The organism is Rhodococcus sp. PvR099, from assembly GCF_017833315.1.
Lineage (GTDB): Bacteria > Actinomycetota > Actinomycetes > Mycobacteriales > Mycobacteriaceae > Rhodococcus_G > Rhodococcus_G oryzae.
On sequence record NZ_JAFIBV010000001.1, the window covers coordinates 4,798,976 to 4,817,888 of the forward strand.

The 18,913-nt window shown below is 69.9% G+C and carries 20 protein-coding genes; 12 read left to right on the forward strand and 8 right to left on the reverse strand.

The window, feature by feature from the left end; all coding sequences use genetic code 11:
* Window positions 1-29: 29 nt before the first annotated feature.
* Together JOE46_RS22260 and JOE46_RS22265 are read right to left on the reverse strand one after the other, a co-directional pair.
* Window positions 30-989: a GNAT family N-acetyltransferase gene (locus tag JOE46_RS22260; RefSeq protein ID WP_097210141.1), complete on the reverse strand. Its 960-nt coding sequence runs from the start codon at window positions 987-989 to the stop codon at window positions 30-32.
* Complete coding sequence (locus JOE46_RS22265) at window positions 982-1,572, reverse strand: peptide deformylase (protein ID WP_077040530.1); 591 nt, start codon at window positions 1,570-1,572, stop codon at window positions 982-984. Before JOE46_RS22265 ends, JOE46_RS22260 begins: the two co-directional genes overlap by 8 nt.
* 214 nt (window positions 1,573-1,786) lie before the next feature.
* Between JOE46_RS22265 and JOE46_RS22270 the strand changes: the two genes are divergently transcribed.
* The 9 genes from JOE46_RS22270 (at window position 1,787) to JOE46_RS22310 (ending at window position 9,840) form a co-directional block, all read left to right on the forward strand.
* The gene (locus JOE46_RS22270; RefSeq protein ID WP_027501275.1) at window positions 1,787-2,113 is read left to right on the forward strand and encodes a DUF3263 domain-containing protein; all 327 of its coding nucleotides are present in this window, start codon (window positions 1,787-1,789) and stop codon (window positions 2,111-2,113) included.
* A gap of 38 nt (window positions 2,114-2,151) precedes the next feature.
* Window positions 2,152-2,721: a LytR C-terminal domain-containing protein gene (locus JOE46_RS22275; protein WP_097210142.1), complete on the forward strand. Its 570-nt coding sequence runs from the start codon at window positions 2,152-2,154 to the stop codon at window positions 2,719-2,721.
* A gap of 170 nt (window positions 2,722-2,891) precedes the next feature.
* Entirely contained in the window at window positions 2,892-3,542 is a 651-nt protein-coding gene (locus JOE46_RS22280) for a superoxide dismutase family protein (protein WP_373560223.1), read from the forward strand.
* 113 nt (window positions 3,543-3,655) lie between these two features.
* Window positions 3,656-4,780 (forward strand): glutamate--cysteine ligase, encoded by a 1,125-nt coding sequence (locus JOE46_RS22285; RefSeq protein WP_097210143.1) that lies wholly within the window; start codon window positions 3,656-3,658, stop codon window positions 4,778-4,780.
* A gap of 92 nt (window positions 4,781-4,872) precedes the next feature.
* On the forward strand, window positions 4,873-6,144 hold the full coding sequence (locus JOE46_RS22290; RefSeq protein ID WP_219912800.1) for a phosphatase PAP2 family protein: 1,272 nt from the start codon (window positions 4,873-4,875) through the stop codon (window positions 6,142-6,144).
* A gap of 183 nt (window positions 6,145-6,327) precedes the next feature.
* Window positions 6,328-7,509, forward strand: a complete 1,182-nt coding sequence (locus tag JOE46_RS26880) for a hypothetical protein (RefSeq protein WP_209928508.1) — start codon at window positions 6,328-6,330, stop codon at window positions 7,507-7,509.
* A gap of 261 nt (window positions 7,510-7,770) precedes the next feature.
* On the forward strand, window positions 7,771-8,514 hold the full coding sequence (locus tag JOE46_RS22300; protein WP_209928510.1) for a hypothetical protein: 744 nt from the start codon (window positions 7,771-7,773) through the stop codon (window positions 8,512-8,514).
* A gap of 90 nt (window positions 8,515-8,604) precedes the next feature.
* The gene (locus tag JOE46_RS22305) at window positions 8,605-9,498 is read left to right on the forward strand and encodes a DUF559 domain-containing protein (RefSeq protein WP_209928511.1); all 894 of its coding nucleotides are present in this window, start codon (window positions 8,605-8,607) and stop codon (window positions 9,496-9,498) included.
* A gap of 42 nt (window positions 9,499-9,540) precedes the next feature.
* Window positions 9,541-9,840 (forward strand): DUF6191 domain-containing protein, encoded by a 300-nt coding sequence (locus tag JOE46_RS22310; RefSeq protein WP_307861324.1) that lies wholly within the window; start codon window positions 9,541-9,543, stop codon window positions 9,838-9,840.
* Window position 9,841: 1 nt separating this feature from the next.
* On the opposite strand, the gene mnhG is transcribed toward JOE46_RS22310, so the two are convergent.
* Genes mnhG through JOE46_RS22340 form a run of 6 tightly spaced genes read right to left on the reverse strand, consistent with a single transcriptional unit; the run spans window position 9,842 to window position 16,055 of the window.
* Complete coding sequence (mnhG, locus tag JOE46_RS22315; RefSeq protein ID WP_097210148.1) at window positions 9,842-10,183, reverse strand: monovalent cation/H(+) antiporter subunit G; 342 nt, start codon at window positions 10,181-10,183, stop codon at window positions 9,842-9,844.
* Window positions 10,180-10,440, reverse strand: coding sequence for a monovalent cation/H+ antiporter complex subunit F (locus JOE46_RS22320; protein WP_097210149.1), 261 nt, complete (start codon window positions 10,438-10,440; stop codon window positions 10,180-10,182). The genes mnhG and JOE46_RS22320 overlap by 4 nt, the downstream gene beginning before the upstream one ends.
* Window positions 10,437-11,024 (reverse strand): Na+/H+ antiporter subunit E, encoded by a 588-nt coding sequence (locus tag JOE46_RS22325; RefSeq protein WP_209928512.1) that lies wholly within the window; start codon window positions 11,022-11,024, stop codon window positions 10,437-10,439. The genes JOE46_RS22320 and JOE46_RS22325 overlap by 4 nt, the downstream gene beginning before the upstream one ends.
* Entirely contained in the window at window positions 11,021-12,649 is a 1,629-nt protein-coding gene (locus JOE46_RS22330; protein WP_097210151.1) for a Na+/H+ antiporter subunit D, read from the reverse strand. Before JOE46_RS22330 ends, JOE46_RS22325 begins: the two co-directional genes overlap by 4 nt.
* Complete coding sequence (locus JOE46_RS22335; protein ID WP_209928513.1) at window positions 12,646-13,230, reverse strand: Na(+)/H(+) antiporter subunit C; 585 nt, start codon at window positions 13,228-13,230, stop codon at window positions 12,646-12,648. Before JOE46_RS22335 ends, JOE46_RS22330 begins: the two co-directional genes overlap by 4 nt.
* On the reverse strand, window positions 13,230-16,055 hold the full coding sequence (locus JOE46_RS22340; RefSeq protein ID WP_097210153.1) for a Na+/H+ antiporter subunit A: 2,826 nt from the start codon (window positions 16,053-16,055) through the stop codon (window positions 13,230-13,232). Before JOE46_RS22340 ends, JOE46_RS22335 begins: the two co-directional genes overlap by 1 nt.
* Window positions 16,056-16,232: 177 nt before the next feature.
* Here JOE46_RS22340 and JOE46_RS22345 point away from each other — a divergent pair, with 177 nt between their 5' ends.
* Genes JOE46_RS22345 through JOE46_RS22355 form a run of 3 tightly spaced genes read left to right on the forward strand, consistent with a single transcriptional unit; the run spans window position 16,233 to window position 18,898 of the window.
* Window positions 16,233-16,640, forward strand: coding sequence for an NUDIX domain-containing protein (locus tag JOE46_RS22345; RefSeq protein WP_209928516.1), 408 nt, complete (start codon window positions 16,233-16,235; stop codon window positions 16,638-16,640).
* Between the two features lie 3 nt (window positions 16,641-16,643).
* Window positions 16,644-17,234, forward strand: a complete 591-nt coding sequence (locus tag JOE46_RS22350) for a hypothetical protein (RefSeq protein ID WP_209928517.1) — start codon at window positions 16,644-16,646, stop codon at window positions 17,232-17,234.
* Window positions 17,235-17,278: 44 nt separating this feature from the next.
* Complete coding sequence (locus tag JOE46_RS22355) at window positions 17,279-18,898, forward strand: GMC oxidoreductase (protein ID WP_209928519.1); 1,620 nt, start codon at window positions 17,279-17,281, stop codon at window positions 18,896-18,898.
* Window positions 18,899-18,913 lie beyond the last annotated feature (15 nt).

Consider the following 18,913-nt stretch of genomic DNA (forward strand, 5'->3'; position numbering starts at 1 on the left):
GGCGCCGTCGTTCGTGCGGGCTCGTGCGGCTACCAGGCGGTGCCGGGTGCCGCCGCGTAGCGGTACCGGTGATGGTCGAGCATCCCCATCGTGCGGTACAGGGCGATCGCCGCCTCGTTGTCGGCCACCACCTGGATGTACGCGTGCGTCGCGCCCCGGTCGCGGCCCCAGCGGATCATCTCCGCGCAGATCAGCATCCCGAGCCCGCGCCTGCGGTGGGCGGGCGCCACCTCCACCGCGCTCAGTCCGACCCAGCGTCGGCCGTCGGGCGCCTCGGTCACGGCGGCCCGCGCGATGGCGAGCAGTTCGGTGCTCGGGCTGCCGAGCCGGCCGAAGCCGAGCTCGCCGTCGCGGACGGACCCGAGCACCTCAGGGGCACAGTCCGGCAGCTTTGCCCCGTTGTGGTCGTACAGCGGCAGCCACTGATCGTCCGGCTCGCCGGACACGGTCACCAGCGAATCGCCTTCGGGCAGCGTGAGGTTCGCGATCTCCGCGGCCATCACCAGCACCTCGTCAGAGGTCTCCCAGTCGGTGGGGGCGTTGCCGAGGCGGTCCGGCAGCAACAGCCGCAGCGGCTGATCGCGGTCGGCGTACCACTTCTGCAGGCGCTCGAGGGTGTCGCCGCTGTAGAGGTCGCCGATCCGGTCGGCCTTCCCGAGGGGAGACGCCGAGTTGGCGCGGCCTGTGAACCCGCCACCGGAGCGGGCAAGCCAGCCGTTGATCCAGCTCTGCTCCAGGCCGGGCCAGCCATCGGCGGCGGCCAGCTCGAGCGCGCGGATCTCCCGGCTCAGGATCGGTCGGGCACCGATCGACTTGAGCGCGACGACCTTGTCGGGGACGACCTGCACCACCCGTCCGTCCGGGGCGCGGACCACGACGGCCGGTGTGAGCGACACCAACTCCCCGATGATGTCGGTCAGGGGCTGCGGGTAGCCGGGCGGCAATTCGTATCGCAACACCACCCGGCTACCGAGCACGATGTCAGTCATCGTGGCCGAAGGGATCCTCGACCGTGCCCGGCACCCAGCTCTTGCCCGGGACGCCCCAACCGGAGCGCTTGATGATCTTCTTCGCGGCCCTGGCGTTGCGGCCGATAAGCACGTCGACGTAGAGGAATCCGTCGAGGTGTCCGACCTCGTGCTGGAGCATCCGGGCGAAGAACCCCGTGCCCTCGATCTCCACCGGCGAACCGTCGGCCTCGGTGCCGGTCACCTTGGCCCAGTCGGCGCGGCCGGTCGGGAACTGCTCGCCGGGAACGGAGAGGCAGCCCTCCTCGTCGTCGTCGGGGTCCGGCATGGTCTCGGGGATCTCCGAGGTCTCGAGCACCGGGTTGACCACGGCGCCGCGACGGCGGATCGAGTTCCCGTCGCCGTCGACGTCGGGGCAGTCGTAGACGAACAGTCGCATCGGGACGCCCACCTGGTTCGCCGCCAGACCGACGCCGTTCGCGACGTCCATCGTCTCGTACATGTCAGCGATCAGCTCGGCGATTTCCGCCGGCGATTCGGTGACGGGCCGCGTGGGCTCATGGAGCACCGGATCGCCCACGATCCGGATCGGAAGTATTGCCATTTGAGCAAGGATAGTGGGGCGCCCGGACGCGACGCGCCAGCACCGCAACCAGGCCGCGCCCGTGCGGATCATGGTTGAATAATCCCCGGAAGAACAGATATGTAATTCGTTGCCCGGTAATCGTGAAGCCAGCCGGGTCGTCGGGGAACTTTGGTTTCGATGCATCACGCGAGAGCAGTGGCGTTGGGCGAGAGCTCGAAGTTGAGGGAGTGAGATGGACGGGGCAGCGGCGCGTAACCGGAATTCCGAGCAGACCGACCCGCAGGACGCGAACGCGATCGGCGAGGACGGACTGACCCGCCGCGACCACGACATCCTGTCCTTCGAGCGCCAGTGGTGGAAGTACGCGGGCGCCAAGGAAGAGGCCATCAAGGAACTCTTCGACATGTCCGCCACCCGCTATTACCAGGTGCTGAACGCGCTGGTCGACCGCCCCGAGGCCCTCGCAGCCGACCCGATGTTGGTCAAGCGACTGCGCCGGCTGAGGGCGAGTAGACAGAAGGCGCGAGCCGCACGTCGCCTCGGATTCGACATCACCTAGGTGTCGGCGGACGCGGCGCGGCCTCTAAGGTCATTCGAGTGAGCACTCCTGAGCAGCCACCGAGCGGACCGCCGCTGCGTGCGTTCGCGATGGTCCTGATTGCGCTCGCGATCGCCTTTGCCGGTATCGGCGCCATGGCGCTGTCCGGAAACGATTCCGAGTCGGAGCAGCCCGAGACCACCTCGAGCGTGGCGCGGGCGGCGGGCAACGGGGCCGCCTCGGTCACCTCCGCCAAGCCGCCTGCCGCGGTCACCTCGGCCAGGCCGCCCGCCGCGATCACGTCGACCACGGCTGCCGCCACCACCACGACGGCGCCGGTGCTGGACAAGTCGGCCGTGTCGGTCCGGGTGCTCAACAACAGCACGGTCAGCGGCCTGGCCGCGCAGACCGCCAGGACCATCGAGTCCGACGGCTGGACGGTCGGCGAGACCGGCAACTACAGCGACGGCTCGGTGAGCTCGACCACCGTCTACTACTCGGCCTCGTCGCCTGCGGAGAAGGCGGCCGCGACGGAGATCGCCGCGACGCTGGGTGTGTCCGCCGAGCCACGGTTCCCCGGCATCACGAGCGCGTCGCCCGGCGTCATCGTGATCGTCACCGCGCCCTAGGTGGACGCACCAGCGGACAACCGTTCCGCGCGCGCGTCTATGATCAGTTCACTGCCAGCCCATCTAGAAGGAGCGGTTTGATGGCCCTGCTTACCCGACGCGACTCGCACCTCGGCGGTGCCGAGAATGCACGCCGTCCCGCCCGCGTGTCCTGGCGCGTCGTCGCCCCGATGGTCGCGATCGCGGCCGTTGGCCTCACCGCGTGCTCCAACGGCCAGGAGCCGAGCGACGTCCCCGGTACCACCCCTCCGGTGTGGACGGGAGCGTCCGTGCCGGGCCACGGCGCGGCAGAAGGTGGCCACGGATCGGCGGCCGAAGAGGGCGCGATCTCCGTCGAGCTCAAGGACGCGAAGGGTGCCGAGGTCGGTACCGTCCGCTTCACCGAGGGTGACGGGTTCGTCCAGGTCTCGGTCGAGGCCGAGCACCTCACCCCCGGCTTCCACGGACTGCACGTCCACGAGGTCGCCAAGTGCGAGGCGAACTCGGTGGCGCCGTCCGGCGGCGCGCCCGGCGACTTCCTTTCCGCCGGTGGGCATTTCCAGGCGGAGGGTCACACGGGACATCCCGCGAGCGGCGACCTGACCTCGCTGCAGGTGCGCGAGGACGGCACCGCGGAGCTGGTCACCACCACCGACGCCTTCACCCTCGAGGACCTGCGTAACCACGGCAAGGGCACCGCGATCATGGTGCATGCCGGCGCGGACAACTTCGCCAACATCCCGACGCGGTACACCCTCCCGGAGAACGCTCCTGTGCCGGACCAGGCCACGCTGGCCACCGGTGATGCCGGCGGCCGCGTCGCCTGCGGCGTCATCGAGTAGACACTGATCGCTCAGAACGACCCCTCACCGCCACGGTGGGGGGTCGTTCTGGTGTTCGCCGGTGCAGGTCCCGGTGACGGCGGCAGCCGGATCGCTGTGGTTGGATTCCCAGTGTGGGAGTCCACTTCGCCGGTTCGCCCCGGCCGACAATCGGCGTCGAGTGGGAGATCGCCCTGGTCGACAAGGCCACCCGCGATCTCTCGAACACCGCGGGACAGATCTTCGACGCGGCGCACTCCCTCGCGGGTGGTGAGTCACCGCGCCTGCACAAGGAGCTGCTCCGCAACACCGTCGAGCTGGTCACCGGGATCTGTGACACCGTCGGCGAGGCGATCGACGACCTGAGCGAGACCCTGCACCTGGTGCGCCGGGTCGCCGACCCGATCGGCGTCGACCTGTTCTGCGCGGGCACCCATCCGTTCGCGGAATGGTCCACCCAGCAGCTGACCCGCAGCCCGCACTACGACGAGATGATCGAGCGCACCCAGTGGTGGGGACGTCAGATGCTGATCTGGGGTGTGCACGTGCACGTCGGGATCTCCTCGGCCGATCGGGTCTTCCCGATCCTCAACGCGTTGCTGGTGAAGTACCCTCACCTGCTTGCGCTTTCCGCCTCGTCGCCGATGTGGACCGGCGTGGACACCGGGTACGCCAGCAACAGGGCATTGATGTTTCAGCAGCTGCCGACGGCCGGTCTTCCGTTCCAGTTCGAAACCTGGTCGCAGTTTGAGGGATTCGCCCACGATCAGATCAAGACCGGCGTCATCGACAAGCTCGGTGGGCTGCACTGGGACATCAGGCCCGCACCGCAGTGGGGGACCATCGAGGTGCGCGTCTGCGACGGCGTCTCCACCCGGACCGAGCTGGGCGCGATCGTCGCCCTCATCCACTGCCTGGTGGTGTATTTCGACCGCAAGCTCGACGCGGGCGAGGAGCTGCCGGGGATGCCGCCGTGGCACGTGCAGGAGAACAAGTGGCGGGCCGCGCGGTACGGGCTCGACGCGGAGATCATCCTCGACGCCGACAGCAACGAGCGACTGGTCACCGACGACCTGGACGATCTGCTGGAACAGCTGATGCCGGTGGCGAGGTCGCTCGGTTGCGCCGACGAACTGGCGCGGGTGGCCGACATCCCGCGGCGCGGCGCGTCCTACCTCCGTCAGCGCGAGGTCGCCGCGGCCTCCGGCGGTGACCTGACACTCGTCGTCGATTCCTTGGTGAACGAGCTCGACACGTAAGGCCGCGTTCATGCTCCGTTTACTATGGACCGGTGCTGATCAACGACTCACCGGTCTCAGGGACCGGTCGGCTCTCGTTGCGGTCGCACCCCATCCTCATCTCGGCGGGCGTGGTCCTGGTCGCGGCCCTGGTCGCGCTGCAACTGGCCGCGATGCGCTACGGCTTCGAGGGACCGCTGCACAGCCTGGCCAAGGATTTCGTCGGCACTCCCAAGTCGATGTCGCTGCCGTGGGCGGGATTCGCGCTCGCGCTGGTGGGGCTCACGAACCCGCAGCGGATCCGCGCGCTGGCCGCCGCGGTGGTCCTCGACCTGCTGTTCGCGGCGGGTCGGTTGCTGTTCGACGGGCCCGTCGCCATCGGGAACGGCCCCACCCTCGTACTGACCGGGATCGGGCTCTACGCGACGGTGGCCTGGACCGGCGAACAGCGTCGTAGCGCGCTGCGCGGCGTCGGGCTCGGCGCGCTGCTGATCCTGGCCACCAAGGTCGGCGACGTCTGGCTGCAGATCACCGTGCTGACCCGCCCGCTGGTGCTCGACGAATACGTGCAGCTCGCCGACCGGGCGCTGGGCAATCCGTCCTGGGTGATGGGCGGCGTCGTCGATTCGCTCGGCAGCGTCGGCTACGGGGTTCTGCACTGGGTGTACATCGAGCTGCCGGTCGCGGCGATCGTCGTCGCCCTGTATCAGCTCCGCAACGGCTGGCCGTCGCACTACCTGGTGCGCACCTTCCTGCTCATCGGGCTGATCGGTCCGCTGTTCTACCTGCTCTTCCCCGTGGTCGGCCCGGACTTCGCCTTCGGCACCGCGGGCGCGGGCTCCCAGCTCGGCAACTACTGGCCCGCCGTGGTGCCGAATGTCGTCGACCCGGCTGCGATCCCGTTCGACAGCCCGGCGCCGCGCAATTGCATGCCCAGCCTGCACACCGCCTGGGCGCTGGCGATATTCATCCACTCGCGGAGCGGTCCGCGGTGGCTGCGCTGGGGTGGCACCTTCTGGCTGGTGTGCACGCTGATGGCCACCCTCGGGTTCGGCTACCACTACGGCGTCGACCTGGTCGCGGGCGTCGTGCTGTGCCTGACCCTGGAGTCCGCGCTGCGCGATCCCGAGCGGGGCTGGGGCCGGTTCCGCGTGCGGCTCGTGGTCGGCGGGGCGGTCGCGTTCGCGGCGCTGCTGCTCGGCTATCGGTACCTCGCGGTCGAGATCGCGGAGTACCCGCTGTTCTTCGGTCCGCTGATCCTCGGTGTCATGGGCGCCGTGGTGCTCGGGTTCTATGCGAGCTTCTTCGCCGCACCGGGGACCGCGCTCGGTCGGTGGGGCGGACGGGTCGAGGCAGACCCGGTTCCGGTGCGCGCCGCGAGCTAGCGGACGAGGCCGCTCGGCGGGTCCGAACCGCGCCGCGGGCGGGGTACGGCTGCACGTCTCGGGGTCGGTCCGCTACGGTGACCTCGATTCGACGGACTGAGTGAGGAATTCGGCGGGCCGCAACCACAGGCGTCCCTTCCGGTTACCCGCGAGCCACTGTCGACGGGAAACGGTGGAGGACGCGTGCGGGAGTCTGTGGGAGTGACGCTCGGCAAGGAGGGCGTGCGGGCGGTCCTCATCGACACCCACGTGCCCGGTCTCGGGCCGGTGGACAGCCGCTTCGAGGACCGCGCCGGAGACGATGTCGGGCAGGCCGTCTGGGCCACCGAGCAGATGGTGGACCGGGCAAGGCGGATCGGACTGAACCCGACGGCGGTCGGGATCGTCGCCGCGGACCCGGCTGCGGCGGAGGCGATCAAGGCGAAGCTGGGCAGCGACGGCGTGCCGGCCGTCACGGTGGTCGGTGCGGCCGAGGCCCGGCTGGCCTTCCTTCGCTCGATACCCGAGTTGGCAGGCGCCCGTACCGCTCTCGTTCTCGCCGAGTGGCCGGGCGAGGTGCTCGCCCACGCGGTCGACCTACGGTCCGGTGCGGCGCAGGCAGGCGTCCAGCGGGTGACCGCGGGGACGTTCAGTGAGGTGTCCTTCACCACCGCGCTGCTGGAGGACATGCAGTCGGGTGCCCCGCGTGGCAAGGTCGCCGTCGTCGTGCTGGGAATCCGGCCGTCCGAGACGAGCGTGATCCGTTCCGCCGCCGCTGCGCTCGGGCTGGCCGCCGTTGTCCCGTATGCCGGCCGGTGGCATCTGGCGACCGGCGCCGCGATCAGCGCTGCGGAAGTGCAGACGTCCGTGCCCGCCGCGTTCGCGGCGACGGCGGCGGGGGAGACGAAGGCACTTCCCAAGGGGAAGGTGCTCGCCGGTGCGGCCGCGGTCGTCGCGGTCCTGCTCGCCGGTCTCACGGCCGTACTGGTGACGCCGGCTCCGTCCCCCACGTCGACGCAGGGACCGGTCGCGCCGACCACACCCGAGCGCAGCGATGTCTCCGAGTTGAAATCGCCCGGTCTCCCCGTGGACCCCTGTGCGCGGGTCGGCGCACCCGGACCCACCACCGCGCCGGCCAGCTGGCGCGCGGGCGGGCTCAGCTATTCGGTGCGGTTGGTCAGCGACCCCGACCCGTCGCAGCCCGACCCGGCCGGCCTGCCGGCGCCACACAAGCCGCGAGCGTCGGGCACGCCGGGTGCTTCCGGTGTCAACGGTGCTCCCGGTGCCAACGGTGCGCCGGGGGCTCCCGGTACGCCGGGGGCCTCCGGTACGCCGGGCGCCCCGGGTGCCCCGGGGACCTCACCGACCGACCCGTGTGGCCGCTAACCCGGATATCAACCGCGAACTAGTCGTTCTGGTGGCGTCCGCGCCGAAAACCACCCAAAAACGACTAGCTCGCGCAACCATGCATCGGTGATGAGTCGACGCGTTGCGGTGTTTCTGGCGTCGGCCGCCGTGTTGGCAGGGTGTGAATACATTCACGGGCCCGCGCCCGTCCGGGAGCCTGCGGAGATCGTGAGCGCGGCGACGTGCCGGATGCCGGTGGACCTTGATGGGATAGCGACGACACCGCCGGATCTCGTGGCGATGCAGCCGCGACCTGGCACCGTTCCCGACGACTTCGAGCCGGTGGCGGCCATCACCTGCGACCCGACCTCAGCTCGAACCATCAACGCCGATCTGACGGCCAGTTTTGCCGAGCATCGGTGGGAGGGAGATTTTTCCGGGGCGATCGCGAAGCTGAACGCGCCGTCCGAGGGAAGCCGCCTCGACCAGGGCACCTGCGGGATCGCCAGCATGGTGGCCATTCCGGATCTGTGGCTGATCGACGCCGCGGGTCGGGCGATCCGGCCGTCGTATCCGGTCGACGAATGCAAGTTTCAGCGTATCGGCGGATTGAGGGCGGTCGAGGCGCTCGAGAACGTCGGGCGGGTCGATCATCGCGTCCAGCTGCGGCCCGATGGGGTGGAGCAGCTGATGGGGTGCGGCACGGTTCCTGCCCTGCCTGTGGCTGGAGCGGGCGTTCTGGTCCCAGGCGACTACTCGGTGCGGAGTTCGGTGTGTCGATACCGATTCGATGCCGCTGGTGTCGCGTTCGCCGGGGCGGAGAGCCAGTGGGACAGTCTCGACCCGTACTTCGAGGCGCTCGAACCGGCTCCGCCCTGCACGTCGACGGCGAGTGCGGCCGCGGGAACCAGTCTGTCCCTGTTGGGTCCCGAGTACACCGCGCCGGTACCCGTCCTGATCGAGCTCGATGGTTGCCGCCGGGTCCTCGTCGACGGTTTTGTTCCGGTCTTGGCGTCGCCGGAACTGCTCGCACTCGTCGCGTAACACATGAATCGCGCCGCGAGCTAGTCGTTTTGGTGGCGTCAGTGCCGAAAACTGCCCGAGAACAACTAGCTCGCGGATAGGTTCCCGCGGATGGGCCGCGTACCGAAGCTTCCTGCCGGGCCGATCCGTCGCGCGACGCTGCTGCAGACGATGACGGCGTGGCAGATCTCGCGCGACTACACGCCCGTGTTGAACGGGGTGTACGTGCGGTCCGACCAGCCCGTCGACTACCCGCAGCGGTCGCGGGCGCTGGGCGTCGCGTTCCCGGACGGGGTGCTGTCCGGGTGGTCGGCCGCCGCGCTGCACGGGTACCGGTACGTCCCCGAGCGGGTAGAACCCGAGCTGATCCTGCCGCGCCCGGCGAGGCGTCGGGTGGGTGTGCGGTTCGGATACGGTGCGCTGGCCGTCGACGAGCACGAGGACGTCTACGGGTACGAGCTGACCTCACATCTGCGGACCGCGTACGACTTGGGCCGCCGACTGCCGCTCGACCGGGCCGTCGAGGCGGTCGACGGGCTCTGCAACCTCGGTCGTTGCGACCCCGATGGGCTGCACGCGCTGATCGAGCGGCATCGCGGAGACCGGGGGCTCAAGCAGTTGCGTCGGGTCGTCGAACTGGCCGACGGCGGCGCGGAGTCCCCGTGGGAGACGCGGACCCGACTCCTGATGGTGCGCGCGGGATTCGAGAAGCCCGAGACCCAGGTGCTGTTGGTCGACGGGGACGGCCGACTCGTCGCGCAGGTGGACATGGCGTGGCCGACGTACCGGGTGGTGCTCGAGTACGACGGTGACCACCACCGGGAACGGGACCGCTACGCGCGGGACATCCGCCGCACGAACAGCATTCGTCGTCTCGGGTGGGATGTCGTGGTGGCCACGAAGGAGATGGTCCTGCGGCACCCCGATGAACTGCTCGAGCGGGTCGCCTCGGCGCTACGGGCAGGCGGCGCGACGGACCTGCCGGCGGGGAACGGTCGTCGGTAGCCTGGGCGAGAGCTGGAAGGGGGGACGCGGATGCATGCTGTGGTGGCGATTGCAGCCCTGGTGGCCGCCTGTGTCGCCCTGGACCAGGTCGGGCTGTGGGCAGAGCGCCGCGGGTGGATCTATTGGCGCAAGCGCAGACCGCCGGTCGACGGTGGTGCGGTCACCGGCGCGTTCGGGGAGATCCAGTCGCTGCTGTCGCCCTCGCACCGGCACGTCGTCGACGAGCAGCGGACGCAGAAGTCGCTGCGGCACGACGCGTCGAGCGGCGACGGCACCCGGATGCGGATCGATCTGGGCGGCGGCACGGTCCGGCTCGACCCACCGGGCGGCTCAAGCGACTGACCTACTCCGGCCCGTCCTTGCGGTCGAGGTCCCCGACGATGCCGAGCCCGTCGCGACTGCGCTGCTCGCGGTAGGCCACCCGACCTACTGTGTGCGCGATGACCGGTGCGGTCAGCAGGGTGAACAGCCCGACCAGCACCAGCATCCAGATGTCGACGTTGCCGCGGAGCCGGATCACCGCCCCGATCAACACCAGCACCAGGCCGATCACCTGGGGCTTGGTCGCGGCGTGCATGCGGGAGAGGGTGTCCGGGAAGCGCACGATCCCGATCGCGGCGGTCATGGCGAGCAGCGCGCCCAGCAGGATGAGAACGGCGGCGACGACCTCGAGCACGGTGTTCACTGGTCGTCACGCACCCGGAACCGCGCCACGCTGACCGAGCCGACGAAGCCGACAAGGGAGAGCGCGACGATGGCGGGCACCAGCGTGGTGTCGAGGCTGTAGGCGGCCCACACCGAGAGCCCGCAGATGGCCACCGCGACCAGGGTGTCCATCGCGACCAGACGGTCCAGCGTGGACGGACCGTCGAGCAGTCGGAACGAGGTCATCACGGCGGCCACCGACAGCATCACCCCGGCGATCACGAGCACTGTCGTCACGGCAGATCCTTTCGGTCGGTGGGCTTGAGCGCGGAGGGGTCGAAGACGGGGTTGTCCACGTGCCACGGCGAGGGCTTCCACTCCTCGTCGCGCTCGAACGAGGCGATGAACAGTCGCTCCAGCTGCCGCACGGTCCGGTAGAACTGGTCGACGGCCTTGTCGGTGCCCACGTCGAGCACGTGCACGTACACCATCCGCTTGACCTGATCGACCTCCAGCACCATGGTGCCGGGGATCAGGTTGAGCACGTCGATGCACAGGGTCAGCACCAGATCGGACTTGATGGCCAACCGGGCGCGCAACACACCGGTCACCGGGGGCGGACCGGGACGAACCGCCAGCCAGGCCACCTGCGCGCTCGACTGCGCCGCGTACACAATGCAGAGCCCGACCAGCTTGGCGATCGACCACAGGTGGATCCGGCCCTCGACCGGTACCCGGGGTAGCGGGAGCAGCACCATGATCAGCACCCCGACGGCCAGGCCGCCGAGGATGTTCGCGACGCTGATGTTGCCCCACAGCAGGATCCACACCGTGGTCAGCCACACCAGGACCCCGACGCGGAGCACCCGTTCCCGGTTCATCGCGTACCCCCCGCCGCGGCCGCCTGCTCGGCGTATCCGGGTCCGAGGACGGCGTCGATGTAGATCGAGCGGTCCCGCAGGTCCGCGGCCGCGCGGTCGGTGATCGCGATGAACTGGCCGGCGAACAGGGTCAGGGCCAGGCCCACCACGACCACGCCGATCGTGGGGATCAGCATCAGGGCCGGCATCCGGCCGACGTCGGCGCGGTCGTCGAAGGCGATGTCCTCCTCGGACTCGTCGATCAGGGCGGACGGACTGACGTCGGCGAGGTCGCCCTCGGGGGCGTCGGCGCGCGAGCGCCAGAATGCCTTCGTCCAGACCCGGGCCACCACGTACAAGGTGAGCAGGCTCGTGACGGTGCCGCCCGCGACCAGCACCCAGGACAACGCGCTCGGGTGCGCGACGCCCGCCTGCAGCAGGGCGACCTTCCCGATGAAGCCGGAGAACGGCGGGATGCCCGCCAGGTTCAGCGCGGGCACCAGGAACACCAGCGCCAGCACCGGGCTGGCCGCGGCCAGCCCGCCGAGCCTGCGCAGCGAGGACGACCCGGCCTGCCGCTCGATCAGGCCGACCACCAGGAACAGGGCGGTCTGCACGATGATGTGGTGGGCGACGTAGTAGATGGCGCCGGACAGGCCCTGCTGGGTGGACAGCGCGATGCCGAACACCATGTAGCCGATGTGGCTGACCAGGGTGAACGAGAGCAGTCGTTTGATGTCGGTCTGCGCGATGGCGCCGAAGATGCCGACCAGCATGGTGAGCAGGCCGCAGATCATCAGCACGTTGTCGAGCTCGCCCTGCGGGAACAGCAGGGTGTGTGCCCGGATGATCGCGTACACACCGACCTTGGTGAGCAGGCCCGCGAACACAGCCGTCACCGGGGCGGGCGCGGTCGGGTACGAGTCGGGCAGCCAGGTCGAGAGCGGGAACACCGCGGCCTTGATGCCGAACGCGACCAGCAGCACGCCGAAGACCGCGGTCCTGGTGCCGACCGGGATGCCGTCGAGCCGGGTCGCCATCTGGGCCAGGTTGAGGGTGCCGGTGGCGGCGTAGGCGAGGGCGATGCCGACCAGGAAGATCAGCGAGGACACCATCGAGACCATCACGTAGGACACGCCCGCGCGCACCCGGTCGGCGCTGGCGCCGAGCGTCAGCAGTACGAACGACGCGGCGAGAAGCACCTCGAACCCGACGTACAGGTTGAACAGGTCGCCCGCAAGGAACGCGTTGGAGATGCCCGCGGTCAGCGCCAGGTAGGTGGGCAGGAAGATCGACACCGGCTGGCGTTCGGTGCCGTCGTGGATGCCCTGCCCGACCGCGAATCCCATGACGGCGAGCAGCACGATGCTCGAGACCACCAGCATCACCGCCGACAGCTGGTCCACCACCAGGGTGATGCCGATCGGCGAGTCCCAACCGCCGACCTGCAGCGTGGCGATGCCGTCGCGGTCGGTGAGGTACAGCAGCAGGCAGGCGACGACCAGGCCGATCACGAGCGCGGACATGGTGACCGCGCGCTGGAACCGCGGTCTGCGGCCGCCGATGAGGGTGACCGCCGCGGCCAGCATGGGCACCAGCACGGGCAGCGGTATCAGGGTGTGGATCAGATCGGGGGACAGGGTCATTCGCGATCACCGCCAGGAACTCGGAGCGGTTCGTCGCCATCCGAGTCGAACTCGTCGAAGTCGCCCTCCCGCAGGTCCTCGTAGCACTCGAGGTCCTCGAGGTTCTTGAGCTGTTCGAGCGGGATCGGATTGCCCTTGTCGTCGAAGGCGTCGCCGCCGAAGGTGGAGTCGCCGGTGATCGGGTCGTCGGAGCGGTCGTGATCCGGTGCCTCGGCGGGGCTGCGGCGGCGGATCACCTTGGTGTCCTCGGGGTCGTTCTCGACCGCGTCCTTGGTGTTGATCTTGTACGACCGGTAGGCCAGCGCCATCACGAACGCCGCGATGCCCATCGTGATCACGATCGCGGTCAGGATCATCGCCTGCGCCAGCGGGTCGGCCATGTTGTCGTACACCGCGTTCGTCCGCCCGACGATGGGCGCGCTGCCCGGGGGCCCGCCGACGGTGAGGATGAGCAGGTTCACGCCGTTGCCGAACAGCAGCAGCCCCAGCAGCATCTTGGTGATGCTGCGCTCGAGCAGCAGGTACACCCCGCACGCGATCAGCACGCCGACCACGATGAGGATGCCGAAGTTCGCGCTCATCAGGCGTTCACCTCGACCTCTGCGTCCAGACGCGCGCCGAGGCTGCGCAGCACGTCGAGCACGAGTCCGACCACGATCAGGTACACGCCGAGGTCGAAGAAGATCGCGGTCACCATCTTGATGTGGCCGAGCAGCGGCAGCGTGACCTCCAGGGTCGCGGAGGAGAGCGCGGGGGCGCCGAGGAACAGCGACGCCATCGCGGTGCCCGCGGAGAACATCAGGCCGAGCCCGAGGATCTTGCCCGCGTCGATGGGGACCGCCTCGCCGAGCTCGTAGCGACCGCCCGCCAGGTATCGGAGCACCAGCGCCAGGCCCGCGGTGAGCCCGCCCGCGAAGCCGCCGCCCGGCGCGTTGTGGCCGGAGAAGAAGAAGTAGACGGACAGCACCATCATCGTCGGGAAGATCATCCGGGTGGTGATCTCCAGGACCAGCGACCGGTGCCGGGGGTCGATCAGGTCGCCGCCGCGCAGCCAGGTGGTCTCCGAGCTCGACGCGGCTTCCTCGGCCCCCGGCGCGTCGGACACGCGCGGCGCGGTGCCGAACCGACGGGTCCGGAACACCAGCGAGGCGACGCCGGTCGCGGCGACCAGCAGCACCGAGATCTCGCCGAGGGTGTCCCAGGCGCGGATGTCGACCAGCAGCACGTTCACCACGTTCTTGCCGTTGCCGATCGTGTAGGCGGCCTCGGGCAGCTGCAGCGAGATCGGCGCGGTGTTGCGGGCGTTCATCGCGTACGCACCGAGCGCCGTGACTGTGGCGCCGACCGCGGCGCCGAGCAGGGCGCGCGGCACCTTGAAGCCGACCGACTGCCGCTCGTCGGTCTCGGCGGGCAGCTTGCGCAGCACCAGCACGAAGATCACCAGGGTCAGCGTCTCCACCAGGAACTGGGTCAGGGCCAGGTCCGGCGCGCCGTCGAGGGCGAAGATGACGCCGCAGCCGTAGCCGCCGACGCCGACCAGGATGACGCTGGCCAGGCGGTTGCGCATCACGGTCGCGGCGAGTGCGGCGGCGATCATGATCAGCCCGACCGCGAACTGGATCGGGGACTCCCACAGCCGCAGATTGACCCCGGTGTCGGTGTTCAACACCAGCAGGATCGTCGGCAGCAGCACCAGGGTGACGAGGATCGACGCCTGCGTCAGCGGCAGCGAACCGCGCTGGGTGGTGCCGGTCAGCTTGATCGAGATGGTGTCCATCGCGCGCAGGGTGGCGTCGTACACGCGGTCGGCGTTGCCGAGCGGCGGATGCTCGAAGCGCAGCCGGCTGACCCAGCGGTGCGCGACGAACAGCACGGCGCCGCAGCCGATCACCAGGATGGTCAGATACAGCGGCAGGCCGAAACCGTGCCACAGCGCGAGGTGGTAGTCGGCGTTCCCGTCGGCGGGCAGCGTCTGCGCGTACGGGCTGAGCAGGCGGTCCATCACCGGGGCCGCCAGGCCTGCGGCGAGTCCGCCGACGGCGAGCAGGGCGGGGACGAACAGGAACAGCGGGCCGGCGGCGTGCATGCCCTGGACGGCGGGGCTCGGCCGCTTGAGCTGCTTGCGGCCGAACGCGCCCCAGATGAACCGGATGCTGTACGTCACGGTCAGGATCGAGCCGGCGACGACCGTGGCGAGCACCAGGGTCCGCACGGGCGGGCTCAGCGCGTTGGTGGTGGCGATCGCCTCGAGGGCGCCCTCCTTGCCGACGAAGCCGAGGAAGGGCGGCAGCCCCGCCATGCTGGCGGCGGCGAGGACCGCGATGACGCACAGCGCGGGGGCGCGCTTGCCCAGGTGGGCGAGCTTGCGGATGTCTCGGGTGCCGGTGGTGTGGTCGATGACGCCGACCACCATGAACAGCGCGGCCTTGAACATCGCGTGTGCGACCACCATGGTGATGCCTGCCAGCGCGGCGTTCCGGTCGCCGATGCCGACCAGGGTGATGAGGAAGCCGAGCTGGCTGACGGTGCCGAAGGCGAGGATCAGCTTCAGGTCGAAGGCCCGCAGCGACCGCCAGCCCGCGAGCAGCATCGACGCCAGCCCGAGCGTGATCACGGTGACCCGCCACGGTGCGGAGTCGGCGAACCCGGGCGCGAGCCGAGCGACGAGGTAGATGCCCGCCTTCACCATCGCCGCCGCGTGCAGGTAGGCGCTGACCGGTGTCGGGGCGGCCATCGCGCCCGGCAGCCAGAAGTGCATCGGCACGATGGCGGACTTCGACAGCGCGCCGATGAGGACCAGCACCACACCGACGCCAGCGAGCCAGCCGCCGGGCGGGTCGGCGAGCAGGTCGGAGATCAGGTAGCTGCCGCCGACCTGGCCGAGGATGAGGAAGCCGACCAGCATCGCGAGGCCGCCCGCGGTGGTCACCAGCAGCGCCTGGGTGGCGGCCCGGCGGCTCGACGCCCGCTCCGCGTAGTGCCCGACCAACAGGAACGAGAGCACCGTGGTCAGTTCCCAGAAGATGTAGAGGATGAGCATGTTGTCGCTGGTGACCAGGCCGAACATGGCGCCGGCGAACGCGACCATCTCGGCGGCGAAGATGCCGAGGCGGGGCTCGTCGTCGGTGAAATACCGCGAGCAATAGACCAGCACGAGGCTGCCGATCCCGAGGATCAGCGCGGACATGATCGCGGCGAGGGCGTCGAACCGCATGTCGATGTCCATCGACAGCCCGGGCGCCCACTGTATGTGCAGGCTCTGCTGCGTACCCCAGTTCTTGATCACCCAGCCGAGGCTCGCCAGCGGCACCAGGGCGAGCGGGAGGAATGCGTTGCGGCCCATCGCTCGCACCACAAGCGGCGCCAGGACGGCGGCGATCGCGTGGGCAAGCAGGACAGCGAGCAATGGGCACTCCGTCGTTTGTTCGTGTGCGGCGGCGGGGTGTCAATACGCCCCGGAGGTACCCGGGGCTCGATGTCCGAGTTTAGTGGATGCCGTTGGCCGCTTCGCGACCCGTGCGCGGTTGGCGAGTCCCTGGACTTGCTATGTGCGCACGGGCGCGTGAGCGCCTACCGTGTCCGCATGGCCGAGATCAGGACCGTCGCCCTCGCCCACATCCGGGACCGCCGCATGCTGCAGGCCCGCTCCGCAGGCAAGTCGGCCTTCTACATGGCAGGCGGCAAGATCGACCCGGGCGAAACCCCGGAAGAGGCCCTGCACAGGGAGATTCGTGAGGAGCTCGACGCGGGCGTGGTCGAGGACACGCTCAGCACGCTCGGCGTTTTCGAGGCGGAGGCCTTCGGGCACCCGGCCGGGACCCGGCTGCACATGACGTGTTTCCTCGCGGACCTGACGGATGAGCCGACCGCGACGAGCGAGATCGCAGAGCTCCGGTACTTCACCGTCGACGAGTACGCCGCGATGCCGGAGACCGCGCCCGGCTCGCGGCTGGTGTTCGAGCGGCTGCGGGCGCTGGGTCTGGTGGACTGACCCGTGATCTTCGCCGCGGCGCACCTCGAGGGCATCAGGTCCGGCGCGGTGACGCTCGCGTTCCGGCGGTGGGACCGCGCGCGGGTGCGGGCGGGGTCGAGCCAGCGGACTGCGGTGGGGGTGATCGCGTTCGACGCCGTCGAGGAGATCACGCCCGCGGAGGTTTCGGACGCCGACGCGGAGGCGGCCGGGTTCCCGTCGGCCGAGAAGATGCTCGCCTTCGTCGACAAGAAGGCGCACGGTCCGATCCTGTACCGGATCGCGCTGCGCTACGGCGGCGCCGATCCGCGCCAGGCGCTACGGGAGAACGCCGAGCTGTCGGAGGCCGAACTGGAGAAGCTGAGGCGGCGGCTGGCGCGGATGGACGCGAACGGGGCCTGGACCGAGGCCACCCTGCGCCTGATCGGCGAACGGCCCGCGGTGGTCTCGACCGAGCTGGCGGAGGCGATGTCGATGGAGCGGCAGCCGTTCAAGATCCGGGTGCGCCGGCTCAAGGAACTCGGGCTCACCGAGAGCCTGGAGGTCGGCTACCGGCTGAGCCCGCGGGGCAGGAGGGTGCTCGACACCGTCTTCGCCGACGGCGAGGGCGCCTGACGATTCCCCCTCCCGCCCGCGGTCGGGAGGGCTAGATTCCGGAGATGGACTCGCCTCGCTTGTCCTGTCGTACCGTTCTGCGCGGTGCCGCGCTCGGCCTGGGCGCCGCGGCGTTCGGCCCGCTCGCCACCCATACCGCCGCGGCACAGGCCGCGCCGCCGGGCGGCAAGACCGCGATCGTCGTCGGCAGCGGCTTCGGCGGCGCGGTGGCCGGCCTGCGGCTGGGCATGGCGGGCATCGAGACCACGGTCCTCGAGCGCGGCAGGCGCTGGCCGATCGATCCGGCGGGCAACACGTTCGCCACCCTGGACGCGCCGGACGGCCGCGCGTCCTGGCTGCACGACCGGCCGTACATCAACCCGCTGACCCAGCTGCAGCCGATCCAGCGCTACGTCGGCGTCGTCGACGAGGTCAGGGGCAACGGCATCAACTCGGTCTACGGCGCAGGCGTGGGCGGCGGTTCGTTGGTGTTCGGCACCTACACCCCGCAGCCGCGACGGCGCGACTTCGACCAGGTCTTCCCGCGGCAGATCGACTACGGCGAGCTGGACCGGGTGTACTACCCGCGGGCGCGGGCGTCGCTCGGCACCTCGCCGCTGCCCGCCGATCTGCTCGCCCACCCCGCCTACAAGGGCGCGCGGGCGTGGCTCGCCGACGTCGCGGACTACGGCGGTCAGCCGTCCTTCCACGACTTCTGCGTCGACTGGGACCTGGTGCGCGAAGAGCTGGCCGGGACGCGGCGCCCGTCGGTGACCGTCGGCGAGGGTCCCTACGGCATCAACTCCGGGGCGAAGAACAGCGTCGATCACAACTACCTGCCGAGGGCCGAGGCGACCGGCAACGTCACGGTGCTGCCGCTGCACGAGGTCGTCGAGATCCGGGAGGTGCAGGGGCAGAGCGGGTTCGAGGTCACCGTCAAGCGCATCGACGAGTACGGGCTCGTCCTCGAGCACAAACGCCTGGTCGCTGACTACCTGTTCATGGCGGCCGGCTCGTTCTATACAAGCGCGTTGCTGGTGACCGCGAAGGCGAAGGGCGCGCTGCCGAGGCTGAACGAGCACGTGGGCAAGGGCTTCGGCAACAACGGCGACTTCCTCATCTCGCGCACCCTGACGCACCGCGAGTACGGCGCCAAGCAGGCAGGCCCGGGCGTCGCGGCCCTCTACGACGACGACACACCCGACGGGACGGTGGCGATGTCGTGGCAGGCGGCGCCGTTCCCGGAGATCGCGGGCGGCAACACCAGCACCAACCTGATCCAGTTGATCACGAGCGAGCGGGGTTCGATCGACTACAACCCCGCGCTTGGCCGGGCCGAACTGAACTACCCGCACGGCGAGGCCGACAGCGATGTCGACGCCCGCGGGCGTCGGTTCGCCGGCCGGTTCCACGAACGGGCGGACGTGGCGCACGGGTACCCGGCGAACGGCATCCCGATCTACCCGCGGCTCGCCGGATTCGGCAGCGCCGCGACCTTCCACGGACTCGGCGGCATGGTGATGGGCCAGGCGTGCAACTTCGAGGGCCGGGTCGCCGGCTACGACAACATGTACGTCGTCGACGGCTCGCTGATCCCCGGTTCCACCGCGCTGGTGAACCCGTCGTTGACGATCACGGCGGTCGCGGAGCGGTGCATGGACCACTTCCTGGCCACCAACGGCTGAGGCGTGCGCGGTTGC